Annotated in this window: 16 protein-coding genes; 9 read left to right on the top strand and 7 right to left on the bottom strand. The window is 74.3% G+C overall.

What is annotated here, in order from left to right:
- Positions 1 to 118 precede the first annotated feature (118 nt).
- Positions 119 to 1,063 (bottom strand): phosphotransferase family protein, encoded by a 945-nt coding sequence (locus ABD841_RS13745; protein WP_344971277.1) that lies wholly within the window; start codon positions 1,061 to 1,063, stop codon positions 119 to 121.
- A 216-nt stretch (positions 1,064 to 1,279) separates the two neighbouring features.
- Between ABD841_RS13745 and ABD841_RS13740 the strand changes: the two genes are divergently transcribed.
- Positions 1,280 to 1,474 carry a CsbD family protein gene (locus tag ABD841_RS13740; RefSeq protein ID WP_344971274.1) on the top strand — a complete coding sequence of 65 codons (195 nt, stop codon included), beginning with the start codon at positions 1,280 to 1,282 and terminating at the stop codon, positions 1,472 to 1,474.
- Between the two features lie 173 nt (positions 1,475 to 1,647).
- Here the strand turns inward: ABD841_RS13740 and ABD841_RS13735 are convergent, their stop codons facing one another.
- Complete coding sequence (locus ABD841_RS13735) at positions 1,648 to 1,932, bottom strand: hypothetical protein (protein WP_344971271.1); 285 nt, start codon at positions 1,930 to 1,932, stop codon at positions 1,648 to 1,650.
- A gap of 95 nt (positions 1,933 to 2,027) precedes the next feature.
- On the opposite strand from ABD841_RS13735, the gene ABD841_RS13730 reads away from it, so the two are divergent.
- From ABD841_RS13730 to ABD841_RS13720, 3 genes are read left to right on the top strand one after another with little or no spacing between them, the layout of a single operon-like run.
- Positions 2,028 to 2,393, top strand: coding sequence for a hypothetical protein (locus ABD841_RS13730; protein ID WP_344971268.1), 366 nt, complete (start codon positions 2,028 to 2,030; stop codon positions 2,391 to 2,393).
- On the top strand, positions 2,394 to 2,783 hold the full coding sequence (locus tag ABD841_RS13725; protein WP_344971265.1) for a hypothetical protein: 390 nt from the start codon (positions 2,394 to 2,396) through the stop codon (positions 2,781 to 2,783).
- A 48-nt stretch (positions 2,784 to 2,831) separates the two neighbouring features.
- Positions 2,832 to 3,098 carry a hypothetical protein gene (locus ABD841_RS13720; protein WP_344971263.1) on the top strand — a complete coding sequence of 89 codons (267 nt, stop codon included), beginning with the start codon at positions 2,832 to 2,834 and terminating at the stop codon, positions 3,096 to 3,098.
- A gap of 197 nt (positions 3,099 to 3,295) precedes the next feature.
- Here the strand turns inward: ABD841_RS13720 and ABD841_RS13715 are convergent, their stop codons facing one another.
- On the bottom strand, positions 3,296 to 4,498 hold the full coding sequence (locus ABD841_RS13715; RefSeq protein WP_344971261.1) for an ROK family transcriptional regulator: 1,203 nt from the start codon (positions 4,496 to 4,498) through the stop codon (positions 3,296 to 3,298).
- Positions 4,499 to 4,643: 145 nt separating this feature from the next.
- Here ABD841_RS13715 and zwf point away from each other — a divergent pair, with 145 nt between their 5' ends.
- The 4 genes from zwf to eda all read left to right on the top strand — a co-directional run bounded on the left by zwf (position 4,644) and on the right by eda (position 9,632).
- On the top strand, positions 4,644 to 6,119 hold the full coding sequence (gene zwf / locus ABD841_RS13710; RefSeq protein ID WP_344971259.1) for a glucose-6-phosphate dehydrogenase: 1,476 nt from the start codon (positions 4,644 to 4,646) through the stop codon (positions 6,117 to 6,119).
- A 77-nt stretch (positions 6,120 to 6,196) separates the two neighbouring features.
- The gene (edd, locus tag ABD841_RS13705; protein WP_344971257.1) at positions 6,197 to 8,071 is read left to right on the top strand and encodes a phosphogluconate dehydratase; all 1,875 of its coding nucleotides are present in this window, start codon (positions 6,197 to 6,199) and stop codon (positions 8,069 to 8,071) included.
- Entirely contained in the window at positions 8,068 to 9,024 is a 957-nt protein-coding gene (locus ABD841_RS13700) for a glucokinase (RefSeq protein ID WP_344971255.1), read from the top strand. Before edd ends, ABD841_RS13700 begins: the two co-directional genes overlap by 4 nt.
- Positions 9,021 to 9,632 carry a bifunctional 4-hydroxy-2-oxoglutarate aldolase/2-dehydro-3-deoxy-phosphogluconate aldolase gene (eda, locus tag ABD841_RS13695; RefSeq protein WP_344971253.1) on the top strand — a complete coding sequence of 204 codons (612 nt, stop codon included), beginning with the start codon at positions 9,021 to 9,023 and terminating at the stop codon, positions 9,630 to 9,632. The genes ABD841_RS13700 and eda overlap by 4 nt, the downstream gene beginning before the upstream one ends.
- Before the next feature lie 174 nt (positions 9,633 to 9,806).
- On the opposite strand, the gene ABD841_RS13690 is transcribed toward eda, so the two are convergent.
- The 3 genes from ABD841_RS13690 to ABD841_RS13680 form a co-directional block, all read right to left on the bottom strand.
- Positions 9,807 to 10,391, bottom strand: a complete 585-nt coding sequence (locus ABD841_RS13690) for a TetR/AcrR family transcriptional regulator (protein ID WP_344971251.1) — start codon at positions 10,389 to 10,391, stop codon at positions 9,807 to 9,809.
- Entirely contained in the window at positions 10,384 to 11,220 is an 837-nt protein-coding gene (locus ABD841_RS13685) for an alpha/beta fold hydrolase (protein WP_344971249.1), read from the bottom strand. Before ABD841_RS13685 ends, ABD841_RS13690 begins: the two co-directional genes overlap by 8 nt.
- A 141-nt stretch (positions 11,221 to 11,361) precedes the next feature.
- Entirely contained in the window at positions 11,362 to 12,636 is a 1,275-nt protein-coding gene (locus ABD841_RS13680) for a cytochrome P450 (protein WP_344971247.1), read from the bottom strand.
- 429 nt (positions 12,637 to 13,065) lie between these two features.
- Here ABD841_RS13680 and ABD841_RS13675 point away from each other — a divergent pair, with 429 nt between their 5' ends.
- A complete protein-coding gene (locus ABD841_RS13675; protein WP_344971245.1) occupies positions 13,066 to 13,728 on the top strand; it encodes an ATP-binding protein in 663 nt (220 codons plus the stop codon).
- 48 nt (positions 13,729 to 13,776) lie between these two features.
- Here the strand turns inward: ABD841_RS13675 and ABD841_RS13670 are convergent, their stop codons facing one another.
- Entirely contained in the window at positions 13,777 to 15,192 is a 1,416-nt protein-coding gene (locus tag ABD841_RS13670) for a PucR family transcriptional regulator (protein WP_344971243.1), read from the bottom strand.
- Positions 15,193 to 15,278 lie beyond the last annotated feature (86 nt).

Genomic DNA, 15,278 nt, shown 5'->3' with positions numbered 1-15,278 from the left:
TCCCCGGCGGAAATGCCGGTGATCACGGTTACCGTCCTGACCGCTGATCGTCCGCCGAGCGGGGACGCCGGTGCCCCGTTCCGGACGGTCCGGCCCGCTCACCGGCTCACCCCGCGGTTCACCTGGTTGTCCTGCCCCTGCCGTGCTCGTCCCCGGCCCCTGCCGTGAGCCGGGCGCGGAGCGTGTCGAGCGCGTCGTCCACCAGCCCCGGTTCACCGTTCTCCAGGCCGAAGAGCACGTCCCGCGCCGGATCGGCCAGGCTCCAGAAGCCGAGCTTCCGCGCCAGCCGCCCGGTGAACGGCAGACCCCGCCGGGCCTGCACCCGCCGGACGAATCCGGGCCCGGCCTCGGCCCACAGGTAGGACAGGTCGTAGTCGGGGTCGCCGATCTCGGCGTCGCCGAAGTCGATGAGCCCGGTGATCATGTCCCCGGTGACCAGCAGGTGGTCCAGGCTCATGTCGCCGTGCGTCAGCGTGGGGCGGTAGGCGAAGTTGGCGTCGTCCGCCAGGTAGCCCTCCCAGGCGTCGAGCAGCGTCCGCCCCTCCCCCGGCGTCAGTTTCGGGAGCACCTCCTCGCGGACCGGGGACAGATCCGCGGCGAAGTCGCCCCGCAGGTCCCACACCGGCGTCCCGAGCCCGCCTGCTTTTTCCGCCGGGAACGCGTGGACCGCGTCGAGCGCCCCGGCGACCTGCTCCACCGGCCCCGGCAGGTCGAGCAGCCCTCGCGCACGCCACCGCTCGGGCGGGAGCACCTCGCCGGGGACCAGGGCGTAGCCGCAGAACGAGCCGGGCCCGAGCGGGTTGGGCGCGGTGAACAGGAAGCGGGGGATGGCGAGGTCGAGCACGAGTTCGGGCAGCAGGCGGGACTCCCGCTCGACGCTCTCGGCCCCGTCGTCGTTCTTCGGCAGCCGCAGCACGATCGAGCCGTCCAGGAGCACGGTCACGTTGTCGAGGCCGGCCCCCAGCGGCCGGAGTGGGGCGTCGTGTGATCCGGGCAGCACGCCGCCGAGCGCGCTCCGTACTCTTGGCTCCCAGTCCTCGGGCAGCGAGACACTCCTGATCATGGCTCCACGGTATCGGCGGAGGGCCGGGCCGGGCCGCCGTGTCTCCCGCGCTCAGCCGGCTCCCCGTCGTGTCCGGCCGGATGCGCGTGACGGGCCTGCCCCGAGGAGAGCGGCGGGTCCGGACTCGGGGGCGGTGTCCGGCCCATGTTTATCCCTCCGCCTGGGGGCAGGTGGTAGCCCTGCATGGCAGAACTCCACAAAAGGGAGGAATTCCCCATGGGTGCCGAGGACAAGATTGCCAACAAGGCCGAGGAGCTCGGTGGGAAGGTCAAGGAGGGCGCCGGGCGTGCCGTCGACGACGAACGACTGGAGGCCGAAGGCCGGAACGACCAGGCGCAGAGCCACCTCAAGCAGGCCGGCGAGAAGCTGAAGGACAGCGCGGAGAAGGTCAAGGACGCCTTCAAGAGCTGACGTCCGCATGGCGCGGCGGATCCCGTACCTCCGGGCCCGCCGCGCCGGTCCGGGGACAGCCGATCACGGCGGTCTCCCGGCGCCCGCGGAACGAGCCTCCCACCGGCACCGGCCCGACGCGCGGCCGGCGGCCGGGGAACGCCTCGCGGAGCGCGGAACGGTCCCGGGCCGCCTCAGGAGGCGGGGCCCACGTCGGGGCGGACGCCACCGGGCTCCTCGTCTTCGGCGGTCTGGTCGGCGAGGACGCGGTCGGCGCCGCCGGGGCGGCCCTCCCGGGTGCGGAGGGCGTCCTCCGGGTCGGCCGGGAGCGGCCGTTCCGGGAAGGAGGTGTCCGATCCGGAACGCTCGGCCACGACGCGGGTCTCGGTGTCGACGTCGCGCGGACCGGAGGACGGCGGGTCCTTCTCCGGGGTGCTCCACCGGGTCGGGTCTTCGGTCTCATCACGGTTATCGGTCATGCCGCTCCCCTCCCCTCCCAACCTCCAAATATGTCGCCCAGCAGGAATGGAGCGGGACGACCGGGTAGGGGAACCCCGAAGGAGGGAGTGAGATCATGACGGTGACCCGATTTCAGGACCTTCCGCTCGCCGACCGGGACAGGGACTGGGACGGCGACGCGGCCGAGAAGCGCGTCCGCTCGTGGGCCGGCGCCCAGGACGGGCCGAACGCCCGCTACCGCGACGCGCACGTCTGGTACGACGGTGACGATCCGGGGAACTTCGGGTCGTACAAGCTGCCGATCGCCGACGTGATCGGGGGCGAGCTCAAGGTGGTGCCGCGCGCCGTGCGCGCCGCCGGAGGGGTCATACAGGGGGCGCGGGGCGGGGTCGACGTGCCGAAGGAGGAGGTCGACCGGATCAAGTCCCATCTGGCCAAGTACTACGCCAAGATGGGCGACACCCCTCCCTGGGAAGACTGAATGCCGCGGTTCGCGTTCGCCTTCGACCCGGTATGGCGGCTCCCCCTCCTGCTGCTCGGGGTGAGCCCCGAGCGGGCCTTCGCCGAGGTCGGCGAGGAGGGGCTGACGATCCGCTTCGGGCCCTGGCTGTTGCGCACGCCGATCGCCAACGTCACGGGCACCACCGTGACGGGCCCGTACGCGCCGTGGAAGGCCATCGGGCCGCACCTGTCGCTGGCGGACCGCGGGGTGACCTTCGGGACCAACACCAGGAAAGGGGTCTGCGTCCGTTTCGCGACCCCGGTCCCGGCGCTCGCACCCGGCGGCTTCTTGCCCCATCCCGGTGCGACCGTGACCGTCGCCGACATCGAAGGACTGGTGAGAGCACTCGGGAAACCGCAGGACACATGAGAACGAGGCATCCGGGTACGGGATGCGTCTGATCGAGGAGAGGGGAACATGACTACTCCTGAGGGACAACGACCAGAGGAAACCTCCGCCGACGGCAGGTCCATGGTGCCTGCGACGCCGCGCGACGTGGTCCACATCCGTCTGGGCTCGTTCGTGCTGGTCGCGCTGGTCGCCTTCGCCGTGCTCGGCCTGGTGTCGGGCCTGACCTGGCTCATCGCCGTGGCCGCCGTTCTGGCGGTGGTGGTGGTCGTCGACATGGTCCTGGCGATGCGCCGCCAGAGCCGGGCCCGCGGCGGGATGCCGGAAGCCGGTTAGCCACCCGCCCGGGAAGGGACGTGACCGGCGCGCACCGGACCGCGGCCGGGCACATGACCGGCGCCCGGCCGAACACGCGGCCGGGCGCCGGTCATGCGTCCGGCCGGACGCGGGAAAGGGCTCTTCTCGGCAGATACGGCGGCGAGGCCGGGAGCGGCCCTTCTCGGCAGATACGGCGGTGAGGCTCCGCGTGGGCCTCAGCCGTGGGAGCGGACGGACCGGGGCAGGTGCAGGCCGGGAGAGTCGACGGCCTCCGGCGACAGGATGTGGTCCAGGACCATGTGGGCGCAGCCGGTGATCCCGGCGCCGGGGCCGAGGCGGCTGCGCTCGATGCGCAGGTTCCTGGTCGACAGGGCGGTCGAGCGGCGGTGGACGACCTCGCGGACCCCCGCGACCAGCGGCTGGAAGGTCTCGGCCACGTCGCCGCCGATGACGACCACCGCGGGGTTGAGCAGGTTGACCGAGGTGGCGACGACCTCGCCGAGCATCCGGGCGGCGTTGCGGACCACGGTCATGGTCTCGGCGTCGCCGGCCCGGACGAGGCTCACCACGTCGGCCAGGGTCTTGACCTCGTGCCCCCGGGCGCGCAGGTCGCGCAGGATCGCGGTGCCGCTGGCGACGGAGTCGACGCAGTCGACGTTGCCGCAGCGGCAGAGCACTCCCCCGCCGTCGCGGACCGGGATGTGGCCGATCTCCCCGGCGGCGCCCAGCGCCCCCCGCAGGATCTCGCCGCCCGCGATGACGCCGGAGCCGATCCGGGTGGAGACCTTGATGAACAGCAGGTCGTCGGCCTCGCCCGCGTAGACCGCGCGGTGCTCGCCGATGGCGATGACGTTCACGTCGTTGTCGAGGAAGACCGGCGCGGGGAAGCGGTCGGCGATGATCGGCGGGATGGCCACGCCGGTCCAGCTGGCCATGATGCGGGCGCTCTCGGTGCGGCCGGCCGCGAACTCCACCGTGGCCGGGACGCCCATGCCGACCCCGAGCACCAGCGAGGCGGGGCGGTCGCCCAGGAGTTCGTCCCAGGTGTCCATGACCAGGGGGAGGACGACGTCGGGGCCCTCCTCCACGTCGATGTCCAGGACCGCGCGGGCCAGCGGCTCCCCGGCGAGGTCGCAGACCGCGATCTGCGCGCGGCTGGCCCCCAGGGCGGCGACCAGCACCACGCCCCCGGAGGCGTTGAAGCGCAGCCTGGTGGGCGGGCGCCCGCCGGTGGACGGGCCCTCGCTGTCTTCCACGACGAGCCCCCGGTCGAGCAGCTCGGTGACGCGCAGGGAGACGGCGGGGCGGGACAGGCCGGTCACGCGCCCGATGTCCGCGCGCGTGACAGCCTCACCGGTGCGGATGAGGCGGAGCACCTCACCGCTGGTGGCAAGCGCGGCAGCGGGACGTCGAGGCATCGGTCAAGTGAATCACATCTGCTTAGGGAATGAAAAGTTCAGACTTTCTCATCCCAAATTACAAAACTCCGCTTGTGCAGAGCGCAAGATCTGGCTAGTGTCCGATCTATCCCCAATTCCGGTAGATCCCATGGAGCGCTCCCCCATGTCTGAGACCCCGCAGCCCGCCGACCTGATCGTCTTCGGCGGCACAGGCGACCTCTCCATGCGGAAACTCCTCCCCGCGCTCTACCACGCGGACCGCGACGGCCTCCTGTCCCCCGAGACGCGGATCATCGCGATGTCCCGCGGCGGGCTCGCCGACGCCGACTTCCGCGGCAAGGTGGACGCGGAGGTCCGCGATTCCGTACCGGTGGACGACCCCGGGGTCTGGCGGCGCTTCCTCGACCGCCTGCACCACGTCACCATCGACATCGGCGGCCAGGACCCGACCGGCTGGGCGCGGCTGACCGGGATGCTCGCCGGGCACGAGCAGCGGGACCGGGTCTTCTACCTGGCCAGCCCGCCCATGACGTTCGGCCCGTTCTGCCGCGAGGTGAACCGCGCGGGCCTGGTCACCCCCGCCTCACGGGTGGTGCTGGAGAAGCCCCTGGGCCGCGACCTGGCCAGCGCGCAGCACATCAACGACGAGGTCGGCGCAATCTTCCACGAGCGGCAGATCTACCGCATCGACCACTACCTGGGTAAGGAGACGGTGCAGAACCTGCTCGTGCTCCGGTTCGCCAACGCCTTCCTGGAGCCGATCTGGAACTCCCTGTGGATCGACCACGTCCAGATCACCGTCGCCGAGACCGTCGGCACGCCGGGCCGCCGCGGCTACTACGACCACGCGGGCGCGCTGCGTGACATGGTGCAGAACCACCTGCTCCAGCTGCTGTGCCTGGTGGCCATGGAACCGCCGTCCCGCAACGACCGCGAGTCCATCCGCGACGAGAAGGTCAAGGTCCTGGAGGCGCTGCGGCCCATCACCGGCAGCGAGGTGGACCGTTTCACCGTCCGCGGCCAGTACACGGCCGGGGAGTCCGGCGGCGCGAAGGTCCCCGGCTACCTCGACGAGCCCGACAACACCGCGCCCACCGAGGCCTCCCGCCAGGTGGAGACCTTCGCCGCGATCCGCGCCGAGGTGAAGAACTGGCGCTGGGCCGGCGTGCCGTTCTACCTGCGCACCGGCAAGCGCATGCCGTACCGGTGCTCGGAGATCGTGGTGCAGTTCAAGGACGTACCCCACTCGATCTTCCCGGGCAGCGCGCCCAACCGCCTCGTGCTCCGGCTCCAGCCGAGCGAGGGCATCCAGCTGCACATCATGGCCAAGGAGCCGGGCGCGGGCGAGGTCACGCTCAAGCCGGTCCCGCTCGGCCTGAGCTTCGCCGAGACCTTCGCCGGCCGGGTGCCCGACGCCTACGAGCGGCTGCTCCTGGACGTCCTCGCCGGCAACCCGACCCTGTTCATGCGCCGCGACGAGGTCGAGGCCGCGTGGCGGTGGATCGACCCGATCCGCAGCGAGTGGGACGCGCAGACCATGCCGCCCGAGCCGTACGCCGCGGGCACCCCGGGCCCCGCCGGCGCCCTGGACCTCGTCGCCCGCAGCGGCCGGAGCTGGCACGAGGAGAACCCCGCATGAACGACCGCGCGGACCGTACCGACGGCGCGACCCCGGCAGGACGCGCAGAACGAACCGACGAGTACCGAGGAGGCCGGGTGCACCCCGTGATCCAAGAGGTGACCGACCGCCTGACCGAGCGGAGCCGGCCCAGCCGCGCCGCGTACCTGGCCCGGCTGCGCGCCGAGGCCGAGGCGGCCCGGCGGCGCGGACCGGCCAGGTCCAGCCTGGGCTGCGCCAACCTGGCCCACGGCTTCGCCGCCGCGGACGAGGCCGACAAGATCGACCTGCGCGGCACCGTCAAGCCGGGTGTGGCGATCGTGTCGAGCTACAACGACATGCTGTCGGCGCACCAGCCGTACGAGACCTACCCCGCGATCCTGAAGGCCGCGGTCCGCAAGGCGGGCGGCGTCGCCCAGTTCGCCGGCGGCGTGCCCGCGATGTGCGACGGCATCACGCAGGGCCGGGCCGGCATGGAGCTCTCGCTCTACAGCCGGGAGGTCATCGCGATGGCCACCGCGATCGCGCTCTCGCACGACATGTTCGACGCGTCCCTGATGCTCGGCGTCTGCGACAAGATCGTGCCGGGCCTGCTGATCGGCGCGCTGCACTTCGGCCACCTGCCCACGGTGTTCGTCCCGGCCGGACCGATGGGCTCGGGCCTGCCCAACAAGGTCAAGGCCCGTACCCGGCAGCTGTTCGCCGAGGGCAAGGTCGGCAGGGACGAGCTGCTGGACGCCGAGGCGAAGTCCTACCACTCCCCCGGCACCTGCACCTTCTACGGCACCGCCAACTCCAACCAGGTCATGATCGAGGTCATGGGCCTGCACCTGCCCGGCGCGACGTTCGTCAACCCCCGCACCGAGCTGCGCGAGGCCCTGACGCGGGCGGCGGGCCGGCGGGCGGTCGCGCTGACCGTGCACGGCGACGATTACACGCCCGTGGGGGAGGTCGTCGACGAGAAGGCGATCGTCAACGCCTGCGTGGCGCTGCTGGCCACCGGCGGCTCGACCAACCACACCATGCACATCGTCGCCATCGCCGCGGCGGCCGGCATCGAGCTGCTCTGGGACGACCTGGCCGAGCTGTCGAAGGCGGTGCCGCTGCTGACCCGCATGTACCCCAACGGCCAGGCGGACGTGAACCACTTCCAGGCCGCGGGCGGCATGCAGGTGCTCATCGGCGAGCTGCTGGACGCCGGGCTGCTCCACCGCGACGTGCTGACGGTCGCCGGGCGCGGGCTGGACCACTACCGCTCGGCCCCCGTGCTCAAGGACGGCGAGCCGGTCTGGGAGGAGCGCGCCGAGGGCAGCACCGACCTGGACGTGCTGCGCCCGGTCGCGGACGCGTTCTCCGCCGACGGCGGCATCCACATGCTCAGCGGCAACCTGGGCCGCGCGGTCAGCAAGGTCTCCGCGGTCAAGGAGGAGCACCTGGTCATCGAGGCCCCGGCGAAGGTCTTCGACGACCAGCTGGAGCTGCTGCGCGCCTTCGAGGCGGGCGAGCTGGACGGGCAGGACTTCGTGGCGGTCATCCGCTACCAGGGCCCCAGCGCCAACGGCATGCCCGAGCTGCACAAGCTCACCCCGCCGATGGCGGTGCTCCTGGACCGCGGGCAGCGGGTGGCGATCGTCACCGACGGCCGCATGTCGGGCGCCTCCGGCAAGGTCCCCGCCGCCATCCACCTGTCCCCCGAGGCCGCCGACGGCGGCCCGATCGCGCTGGTCCGGGAGGGTGACCGGATCCGCCTCGACGCCGCCGCGGGCACCCTGGAGCTGCTGGTCCCGGCCGAGGAGCTGGCCACCCGCACTCCGCAGGGCGCGCCGCTCACCGACGCCCAGTGGGTGGGCACCGGCCGCGAGCTGTTCGGCGCCTTCCGCCGCGCGGCGGGCCCGGCCGAGCGCGGCGCGAGCATCTTCGCCCTCAACGGGCACGCGGAGAGCCTGGCGAGCACCGCCGGGGAGGGCAGGTGAGCCTTCCCTGGCTGGTCGCCGACGTCGGCGGCACCAACGCCCGGTTCGGCCTGGTCACCGAGCCCGGCGGGCCCCCCGGGGCGGTGGCCGTGCTCGCGGGCGCCGACCACGGCGGCCTCCCCCAGGCCGTGGCCGCCTACCTCGCGGACCACGCGGGCGGAGTCCGGCCCGCGGCGGCGTGCATCGCGATCGCGGGGCCCGTGGCGGGGGACCGGTACCACCTGACGAACGCCGGGTGGACCGGGTCGGTACACGACCTGGGGATTCCGAACGCCTGGCTGCTCAACGACTTCGAGGCCCTGGCCGCGTCCCTGCCCCACCTGGCGGGCGAGGACCTCGTCTCGCTGGGGGGCCCGGAGCCCTCGCACGGCGTCAAGGCCGTGCTCGGCCCCGGGACCGGCCTGGGCGTGGGCGGCCTGGTACCGGCCGGGAACGACTGGGTGCCGGTGCCCGGTGAGGGCGGGCACGTGACGATGCCGGTCCTCGACGAGCGGGACCGTGAGATCGTCCGGGCGCTGCGCGCCGAAGGGCTGGAGCACGTGGTGGCCGAGCACCTGCTGTCCGGGCCGGGGCTGTCCCGCCTGCACCGCGCGCTGGCGCTCATGCGTGGCGTGGACGCGCCGCGGCTCCCGGCCGCGGACGTCGTGGCCCGGATGGACGACTCGCTGTGCGCGGAGACCGTCGAGGTCTTCTGCGGCATGCTCGGCACCTTCGCCGGGAACGTCGCGCTGACCCTGGGCGCCCGCGGCGGCGTCTATCTGGGCGGCGGGGTGCTGCCGCGTATCATGGACCGGGTCGTCGCCAGCGACTTCCGCCGCCGGTTCGAGGCCAGCCCCACTCTGAACGACTACCTCTCCGGCATCGCCACGGCGCTGATCGTGGCCCCCCAGCCTGCCCTGACCGGTGCCGCGGCGTGGCTGAGCCGGCACCTTTCCACCATGGAGTACGCATGAGTCTGCTCGACATCGCCCCGGTCGTCCCCGTCGTCGTGATCGACGACCTGGAGACCGCCGTTCCCCTGGCTCGCGCCCTGGTCGCCGGCGGCCTGCCGGTCATCGAGGTGACCCTGCGCACCCCGGTCGGGCTGGAGGCCATCCGGCGCATCGCCGCCGAGGTGCCCGAGGCGGTGGTCGGCGCGGGCACCGTCCGCACCCCGGCGGACGTGGCCGCCTCCGTGGACGCCGGATCGAAGTTCCTGGTGAGCCCGGGGACCACCCCGGCGCTGGTCGACGCCTTCGAGGCGAGCGGCGTGCCGTTCCTGGCCGGCGTGGCGACCGCGTCGGAGGTCATGGCGCTGGCCGAGCGCGGGGTGACCGAGATGAAGTTCTTCCCGGCCGAGGCCGCCGGCGGCCTGCCCTACCTGAAGGCGCTGGGCGGCCCGCTGCCGCAGGTCAGGTTCTGCCCGACGGGCGGCATCAAGCTCGCGACGGCCCCCGACTACCTGGCGCTGCCCAACGTCGGCTGCGTGGGCGGGACCTGGCTCACCCCGGCCGAGGCACTGGCCACCGGTGACTACGCCCGCATCGAGAAGCTCGCCGCCGAGGCGGCGGCACTGCGCTGATCCGCGACCTCGCGGGCGGGCCGTTTCCTCCCTTGGCCCGCCCGCGGCCATGAGTCGCCGCGACCCGGCATGAGGCTCATGGGATCCGGCCCGTGGCCGCCCTACCCGGCGGTCACGGGCCGTCCTCGTCCCCGGGCACGTCCCGGCCGCCTCCGACGCCGCCGGACGAGGCCCTCACGTGGTCGCCGACCCGCCGGCGTGGTCCCGCGCGGGCTTCGGCAGACCCGAGATGATCATGTTCGTCAGCAGCTCGTAGCTGTCGTCCAGGTCGGCGGGGAGCCCGAACGCGCCCGCGGTCTCCAGGATGGCGAAGCCGTGGACGGCCGCGCGCAGGCACCGCGTCGCGTGGATGGCGTCCGTCCCCTCCAGCCCGTACGCGCGGAGCGCGGCCAGCACGATGTCGACCAGCCGCCCGCCCGCCTCGGTCAGCTCGGGCCGCGCGGTCTGGACCATCGCGGCGTACCGGCCGGGGTGGGCCGTGACGTAGCCGCGCCAGGTGTCCATGAAGGCGCGCAGCGCCTGCTCTCCGGAGCGGCCGAGCACCGCCTCGCGCAACCGGTCCGCCAGCTCGTCCATGACCCGTACGGACACCAGCGTGTTGAGCTCCGCGAGGTTGCGCACGTGCTTGTACAGGGACGGCGTGGCGACGCCGGCCCGGCCGGCCACCGCCGACAGGGTGACCGCGGCCGGGCCTTCCTCGTCGGCGATCCGCAGCGCGAGATCGACGATCGCGGCCGGTGACAGGCCGGCCCTAGCCACGGGCGTGCTCCTTCAGGAACGGCAGCACGACGTCGGCGACCTCGGCGGGGAACTGCGCGTGCGGGTAGTGACCGGCGCCCTCGATCATCGCGACGGTGCCGCGCCCGGCCGGCATGCCCGCGACGACGCCGTCCGCCTCGGCCCCGGGGTCGGCCCAGTCGGGGTCGAGCGTGCCCATGACGACCAGGGCGGGGACCCGCAGGTCCGGGAGCCGGGCACCGGCGTCGGCCGGGGCGGACATGCCCATCTTGGCGACCACGGCCATCCGGCCCGGCCGGCGCAGCGCGCGCTCCAGCGCGGCCATGTACTCGTCGTGGTCGGCCGGTCTGACGCCGGGGTGGGCGTGGTCGAGGTAGCGCCGCCACAGCCCCACGCTGCGCAGCGCCCCGGCGCCCAGCAGCAGCATCATGCCCCTGCGGTGCCGGCCGTCGCGCAGCAGGCCGCCCAGGTCGAGCTTCTGGACCCGGGTGAACGGGCCGATCTCGACGACGGCGACGACCAGGTCCGGATCCGTCGCCGCCGCGATGGTGGCCGCGCCGCCGGCGAAGGAGTGGCCGACGACGACCGCCGGCCCGCCCAGGTGACGGATCAGCGCCAGCAGGTCGTGCGCGGTGTCGGTGCGGGTGTAGGAGGGCCAGCCGGTGGTCGACTCCCCGTGGCCGCGCAGGTCCGCCTTCGCGACCCGGTATCCGGCGGCCACCAGGCGGGGCGCCAGGAAGCGGTACGCCTCCCGGCCGTCGCCCATGCCGTGGCAGAGCACGACCAGCGGGCCTTCCCCGGTCACGTCGTAGGCGAGCCGCCCGCCCTCGATCTCCAGGTACTCCGTCACGACACCCTCCGTTGGCTAATTTCTATAGCCATTAAGCTAATGAACATAGCCAAGGATGTCAACGCGATACCCGATGCGGTGTCCGGGGAGGTGGACCGCCCCCGAGATTCCGGCCGTGCCGCCCTCGCCGTCCGGCTCCGGTCAGGACCGTGCCGCGCGGGACCCGGGCTGTGACGCGAGGCGTCCGGTCGCGGCGGGGCGCGCGGCGGTCAGGACGAAGCCACTGGCCGGACGGGCCGGAACGCGCCGCAGGGAGATGGTCAGGTCCTGGTCCGGGACGTCGTAGTCCAGCCGGGCCAGCCGCGTCACCAGGGCTCGCAGCAGCGCGACGGTGACGGTCTCACCGGGGCACCGGTGACCGGCGGCCGGGTCGCCGCCGCCCTGCGGGATCAGGTCGAACGCGCCGAGCCTGCGGCCGACGAACCGCCGCGGCTCGAAGGCGTAGGGGTCCTCCCAGAGCCGGGGATCGTGGTTCTGGCCGTAGACGTCGAGCAGGACGAGCGCGCCGGCGGGGATCCGCTCCCCACGCCAGGAGAGCTCCCTGACCGCCCTTCCCCCGACGAACGGCGCGAACGGGTAGAAGCGGCGGACCTCATGAGCGAACGCCTCGGTGAGGGTGGCGTCGCCGTCCCGCAGCGCCGCACGGTGCCGGGGCCACCGGTGCAGGGCGTGCGCGGCGAACGTGACGAACCAGGTCACGGCCACGGTCGGGCGGATGACGTTGAGGAGCTCCACCGCCGCCACCCGGGCGTCGAGGAGCTCGCCGTCGGCGTCGCGGTGGCGGGCGGCCACGTCGAGCGGCGAGCCCGGCGGCGCGGTGACGGCGCCGCCGCGCACGTCCCGCACGAGCCGGCCCAGCCACTCCTCGCGGCGCGCGCGGGCGCGCCGTGCCCGCCAGTGCCGCGGCCCCAGGGTGGCGAACCCGTCGACCAAGGCCACGAGGTCGGCGGCCAGGGCCGGCACGTCGGCGTCGTCCAGCGGGATCCCGGCCCACGGGCAGACGCCCCGCGTCAGGATCCGGGCGGTCTCGTCGAAGAGCACCACACGGCGCCCGCCGGTCCACGACGCCGCCGCCGCGTCCCAGGCCGCGGTGGTGGCGTCCACCAGGGCGGCGATGCCCTCGCCGGTCATCAGGGACATGAACATCGCCTTGCGCACGCGGTGTGCGGTCCCGTCCAGGGTGTGCACCGCGCCGTGACCGAAGAGGGTGCTCTTCACGAAGCCGGGCAGGGCCGTGCCCCGCTCGACGTGGTCCTCGTCGTAGAAGAAACGCGCCGCGTCCGGCCCGCGCAGGCCCACCGCGCGCTGCCCCATCACCCGGGTGTGGACCACCTCGCCAGAGGCGCCGCGCCGGCGGGCGGGCAGCCAGCCGTAACCTTCGAACAGCAGGAGAAACGTGTTGTCGAAATTGGGCATGCCGCTTCCCCTCCCCCCGGGCCCCCGGGCGAAACCGGCGGGCCGTGCGCGGTTCTCCCGCCGGGACCGCGCCACGCGCCGGAGTCCTTTAGCCTGGGAACGGACGAGGGGAGTACTTCCCAAGAACCGGCCCGGTCAGTACGGGCGCCCCGTGGCGCCCCCGGACGGTCGCCCGTGGCACGCGGGTGAAGGAGACCTCGAAGGCCTGGCGCGTTCGAGGAGTCCCATGCCCGCTCGCGGGTCACCCGCCCCCGTACCCGTACCCGCCCCCCTCAGCCCCACGGCGGCCGGCCCGCACCCCGGTCGCCGCACGCCCCGGCACGCGGACGCGTCCCCCGAACGGCCCTCGATCCCGTCCTCCCCGGCTCGCCGCCTCCGGTGCCTCGCCGGCCCGGCGACGCCCCCGCCACCCGGAAGGCCCCGAGACGCATGACGAGAGAAGCCCCCCGTCCCACCGAGACGCGCGAGCAGGCCGCGTCGTCCCCCGGCCACGACCTCACCGGAGACCTGCGCTACCCGCCCGGATCGCTGGTGTTGCTCGCCGGGCTGCCCGGCGCGGGCAAGAGCACCCTGCTCGACCGGCTGTACGGGCTGCGCGGCGACGAGAAGGGGCCGGTGCGCGCCGGTGAGGCGTGGGTCATCGACTCGCGGCAGTCCCGCAACTGGTGGGCCCCCTACCTCGCGTCCATCCCGCCCCGGGCCCGCACCCCGATCGTCTACCTCACCCACGTGTGGCGGATCTCCCGCGCCCTGCTGGGCGGCGGGCGCGGCACCGTCGCGCACACCCGGGGCACCTGGCCGCACATCCTGTACGGCTTCGCCTGGCTGGCCCGGTGGATGGGCGGCGAGGTGCACCTGGTCCTGCTCGACGTGGATCCGCGCACGGCCCGGGAGGGGCAGCTCGCCCGCGGCCGGGTCGTCACCGACGCCGTCTTCGCCCGGCACTGCCGCCGCTGGCAGGCGATCATCAGGCGCGCACGCGGTGGCTCCCTCCCCCCGGCGGCGGGGGTGACGATCCTGGACCGTCCCGCCGCCGACCGGCTGCGGGCCATCCGCTTCGACGAGCGGTCCGCCGCGCGGCGCGGCGGCTGACCCCGCGTCCCCACACCGCGCCGGCGGGACGGCCGGCCGGGGCGGGGCTCAGAGGCGGGCGGCCCGGCAGGCGAGCTGGAGGGCCAGGCGCTGCTGGGGGTCGTCCAGGTCGGCGCCGAGGAGGGTCTCGATCCTCCTGATCCGCCGGCTCACCGCGTTGCGGTGCAGGTGGAGCTCCTCGGCGACACGGGCCGGCGAGCCCCGGTGGTCGAGGTAGGACTGCAGGGTCCGGACCAGCGGCTCGGCCCGCTTCTGGCCGAGCGCGAGCAGCGGGGTCAGAAGCTCCTGCACGGCCTGGCGTGCGGCGTCGGAGGAGTACCACTCCCCGAGCATGCGGTCCAGCCCGGCCGCGTCGTGCGCGGTCACCGGGGAGGCCGACGCCGGCGTGCGCAGCAGCGCCGTACGGGCCTCCAGGGCCGCGGTGCGCAGGCCGAGCGGGCCGCGGTGGGCGCCGCTGACCCCGCAGCGCAGGGCGGCCTCCGGGAACCGGGCCCGCAGGTGCCCGAGCAGGCGCTCGGCGGCGGCGACGGCGGCCCGCAGCCCCTCCCTGCCGGGGTCGAGCTGCTGCGTGCGGATGACGATGAGCGCATCGTCGGCGCGGGCCGAGTGCCAGTCGGGCCCGCCCGCCGAGCGGAGCAGCCGGGCCGCGGCGGGCCCCGCGGCGTCGAGGACCGCGTACCGTTCGGGGCCGGCCAGCGCCGTCGGCTCGACGCGCAGCGCGATGTGCCAGGCGTCGATGGAGAGCCCGAGCGCGCGGGCCCGGCCCGCCAGGCGGAGCGCCTGACCCTCCGGTGCGATCAGCAGCTCGGTCAGCAGCTGCGAGCGTGACCGCACCGGCGCGTCGTCCGCGTGCCCGCCGGACGCGGCGAGCGCCGCCACCTCCAGGACCAGCCGCGTGGCACGCGCGAGGTGCCCGTCCGGCGCCTCCGGGGCGCCGGACGGGCCGGCGGTTCCGGCCGAGAAGCCCGAGAGGCCGGCGCGGACGGGGACGCCGAGGGCCTGCGAGGCCGCCGCGGCGATCCGCTCGGGATCGCCTCCCGCGCGGAGCACGGCCGAGGTGGCGGCCTCGGCGCGGGCGAGCGCGTCCGCGGCGGAGCCGGCCAGGGCCCGCTCCGCCGCGATGGCGAGCTGGGCCAGGTCCGGGCCGTCGTCGCAGGCCAGCAGGGTGACGGCGCCCCGCTCGGCCAGGGCGGTCGCCGTGGCGGGAAGGGGGCCGTCGAAGGCGGTCAGCACCAGGGCGGCGACCGGGACGGCGGCGGCGTCGCGGACGGCCACGTCGAGCCGGTAACCGGTGCCCTGCCGGGTGGCCGCGGCGGTCAGCACCACCAGGGAGCCGGGCGGCTGCCCGACCAGGTCGCGCAGGTCCTCCACGAGCCGGACACCCCGGACCGCGCGGCCGGCCCGGGGGCCTGCGAGGTGGCGCAGCCCGTCGAGCCCGGGAGCGCTGAGCAACCGGTCGATCACCCCTACAGTGTGCCGACTCCACACTTCACTCGGCAAACGTGTTCTCGCAGCACAGGGAGCGGACGGGAGTTGTCCGTAGCCTTTCC

Origin of the sequence: Streptosporangium fragile (assembly GCF_039534445.1) — a bacterium.
Lineage (GTDB): Bacteria > Actinomycetota > Actinomycetes > Streptosporangiales > Streptosporangiaceae > Streptosporangium > Streptosporangium fragile.
Note: the sequence above shows the minus strand (reverse complement) of the source record. Positions and strands in the feature narration are given on the sequence as shown.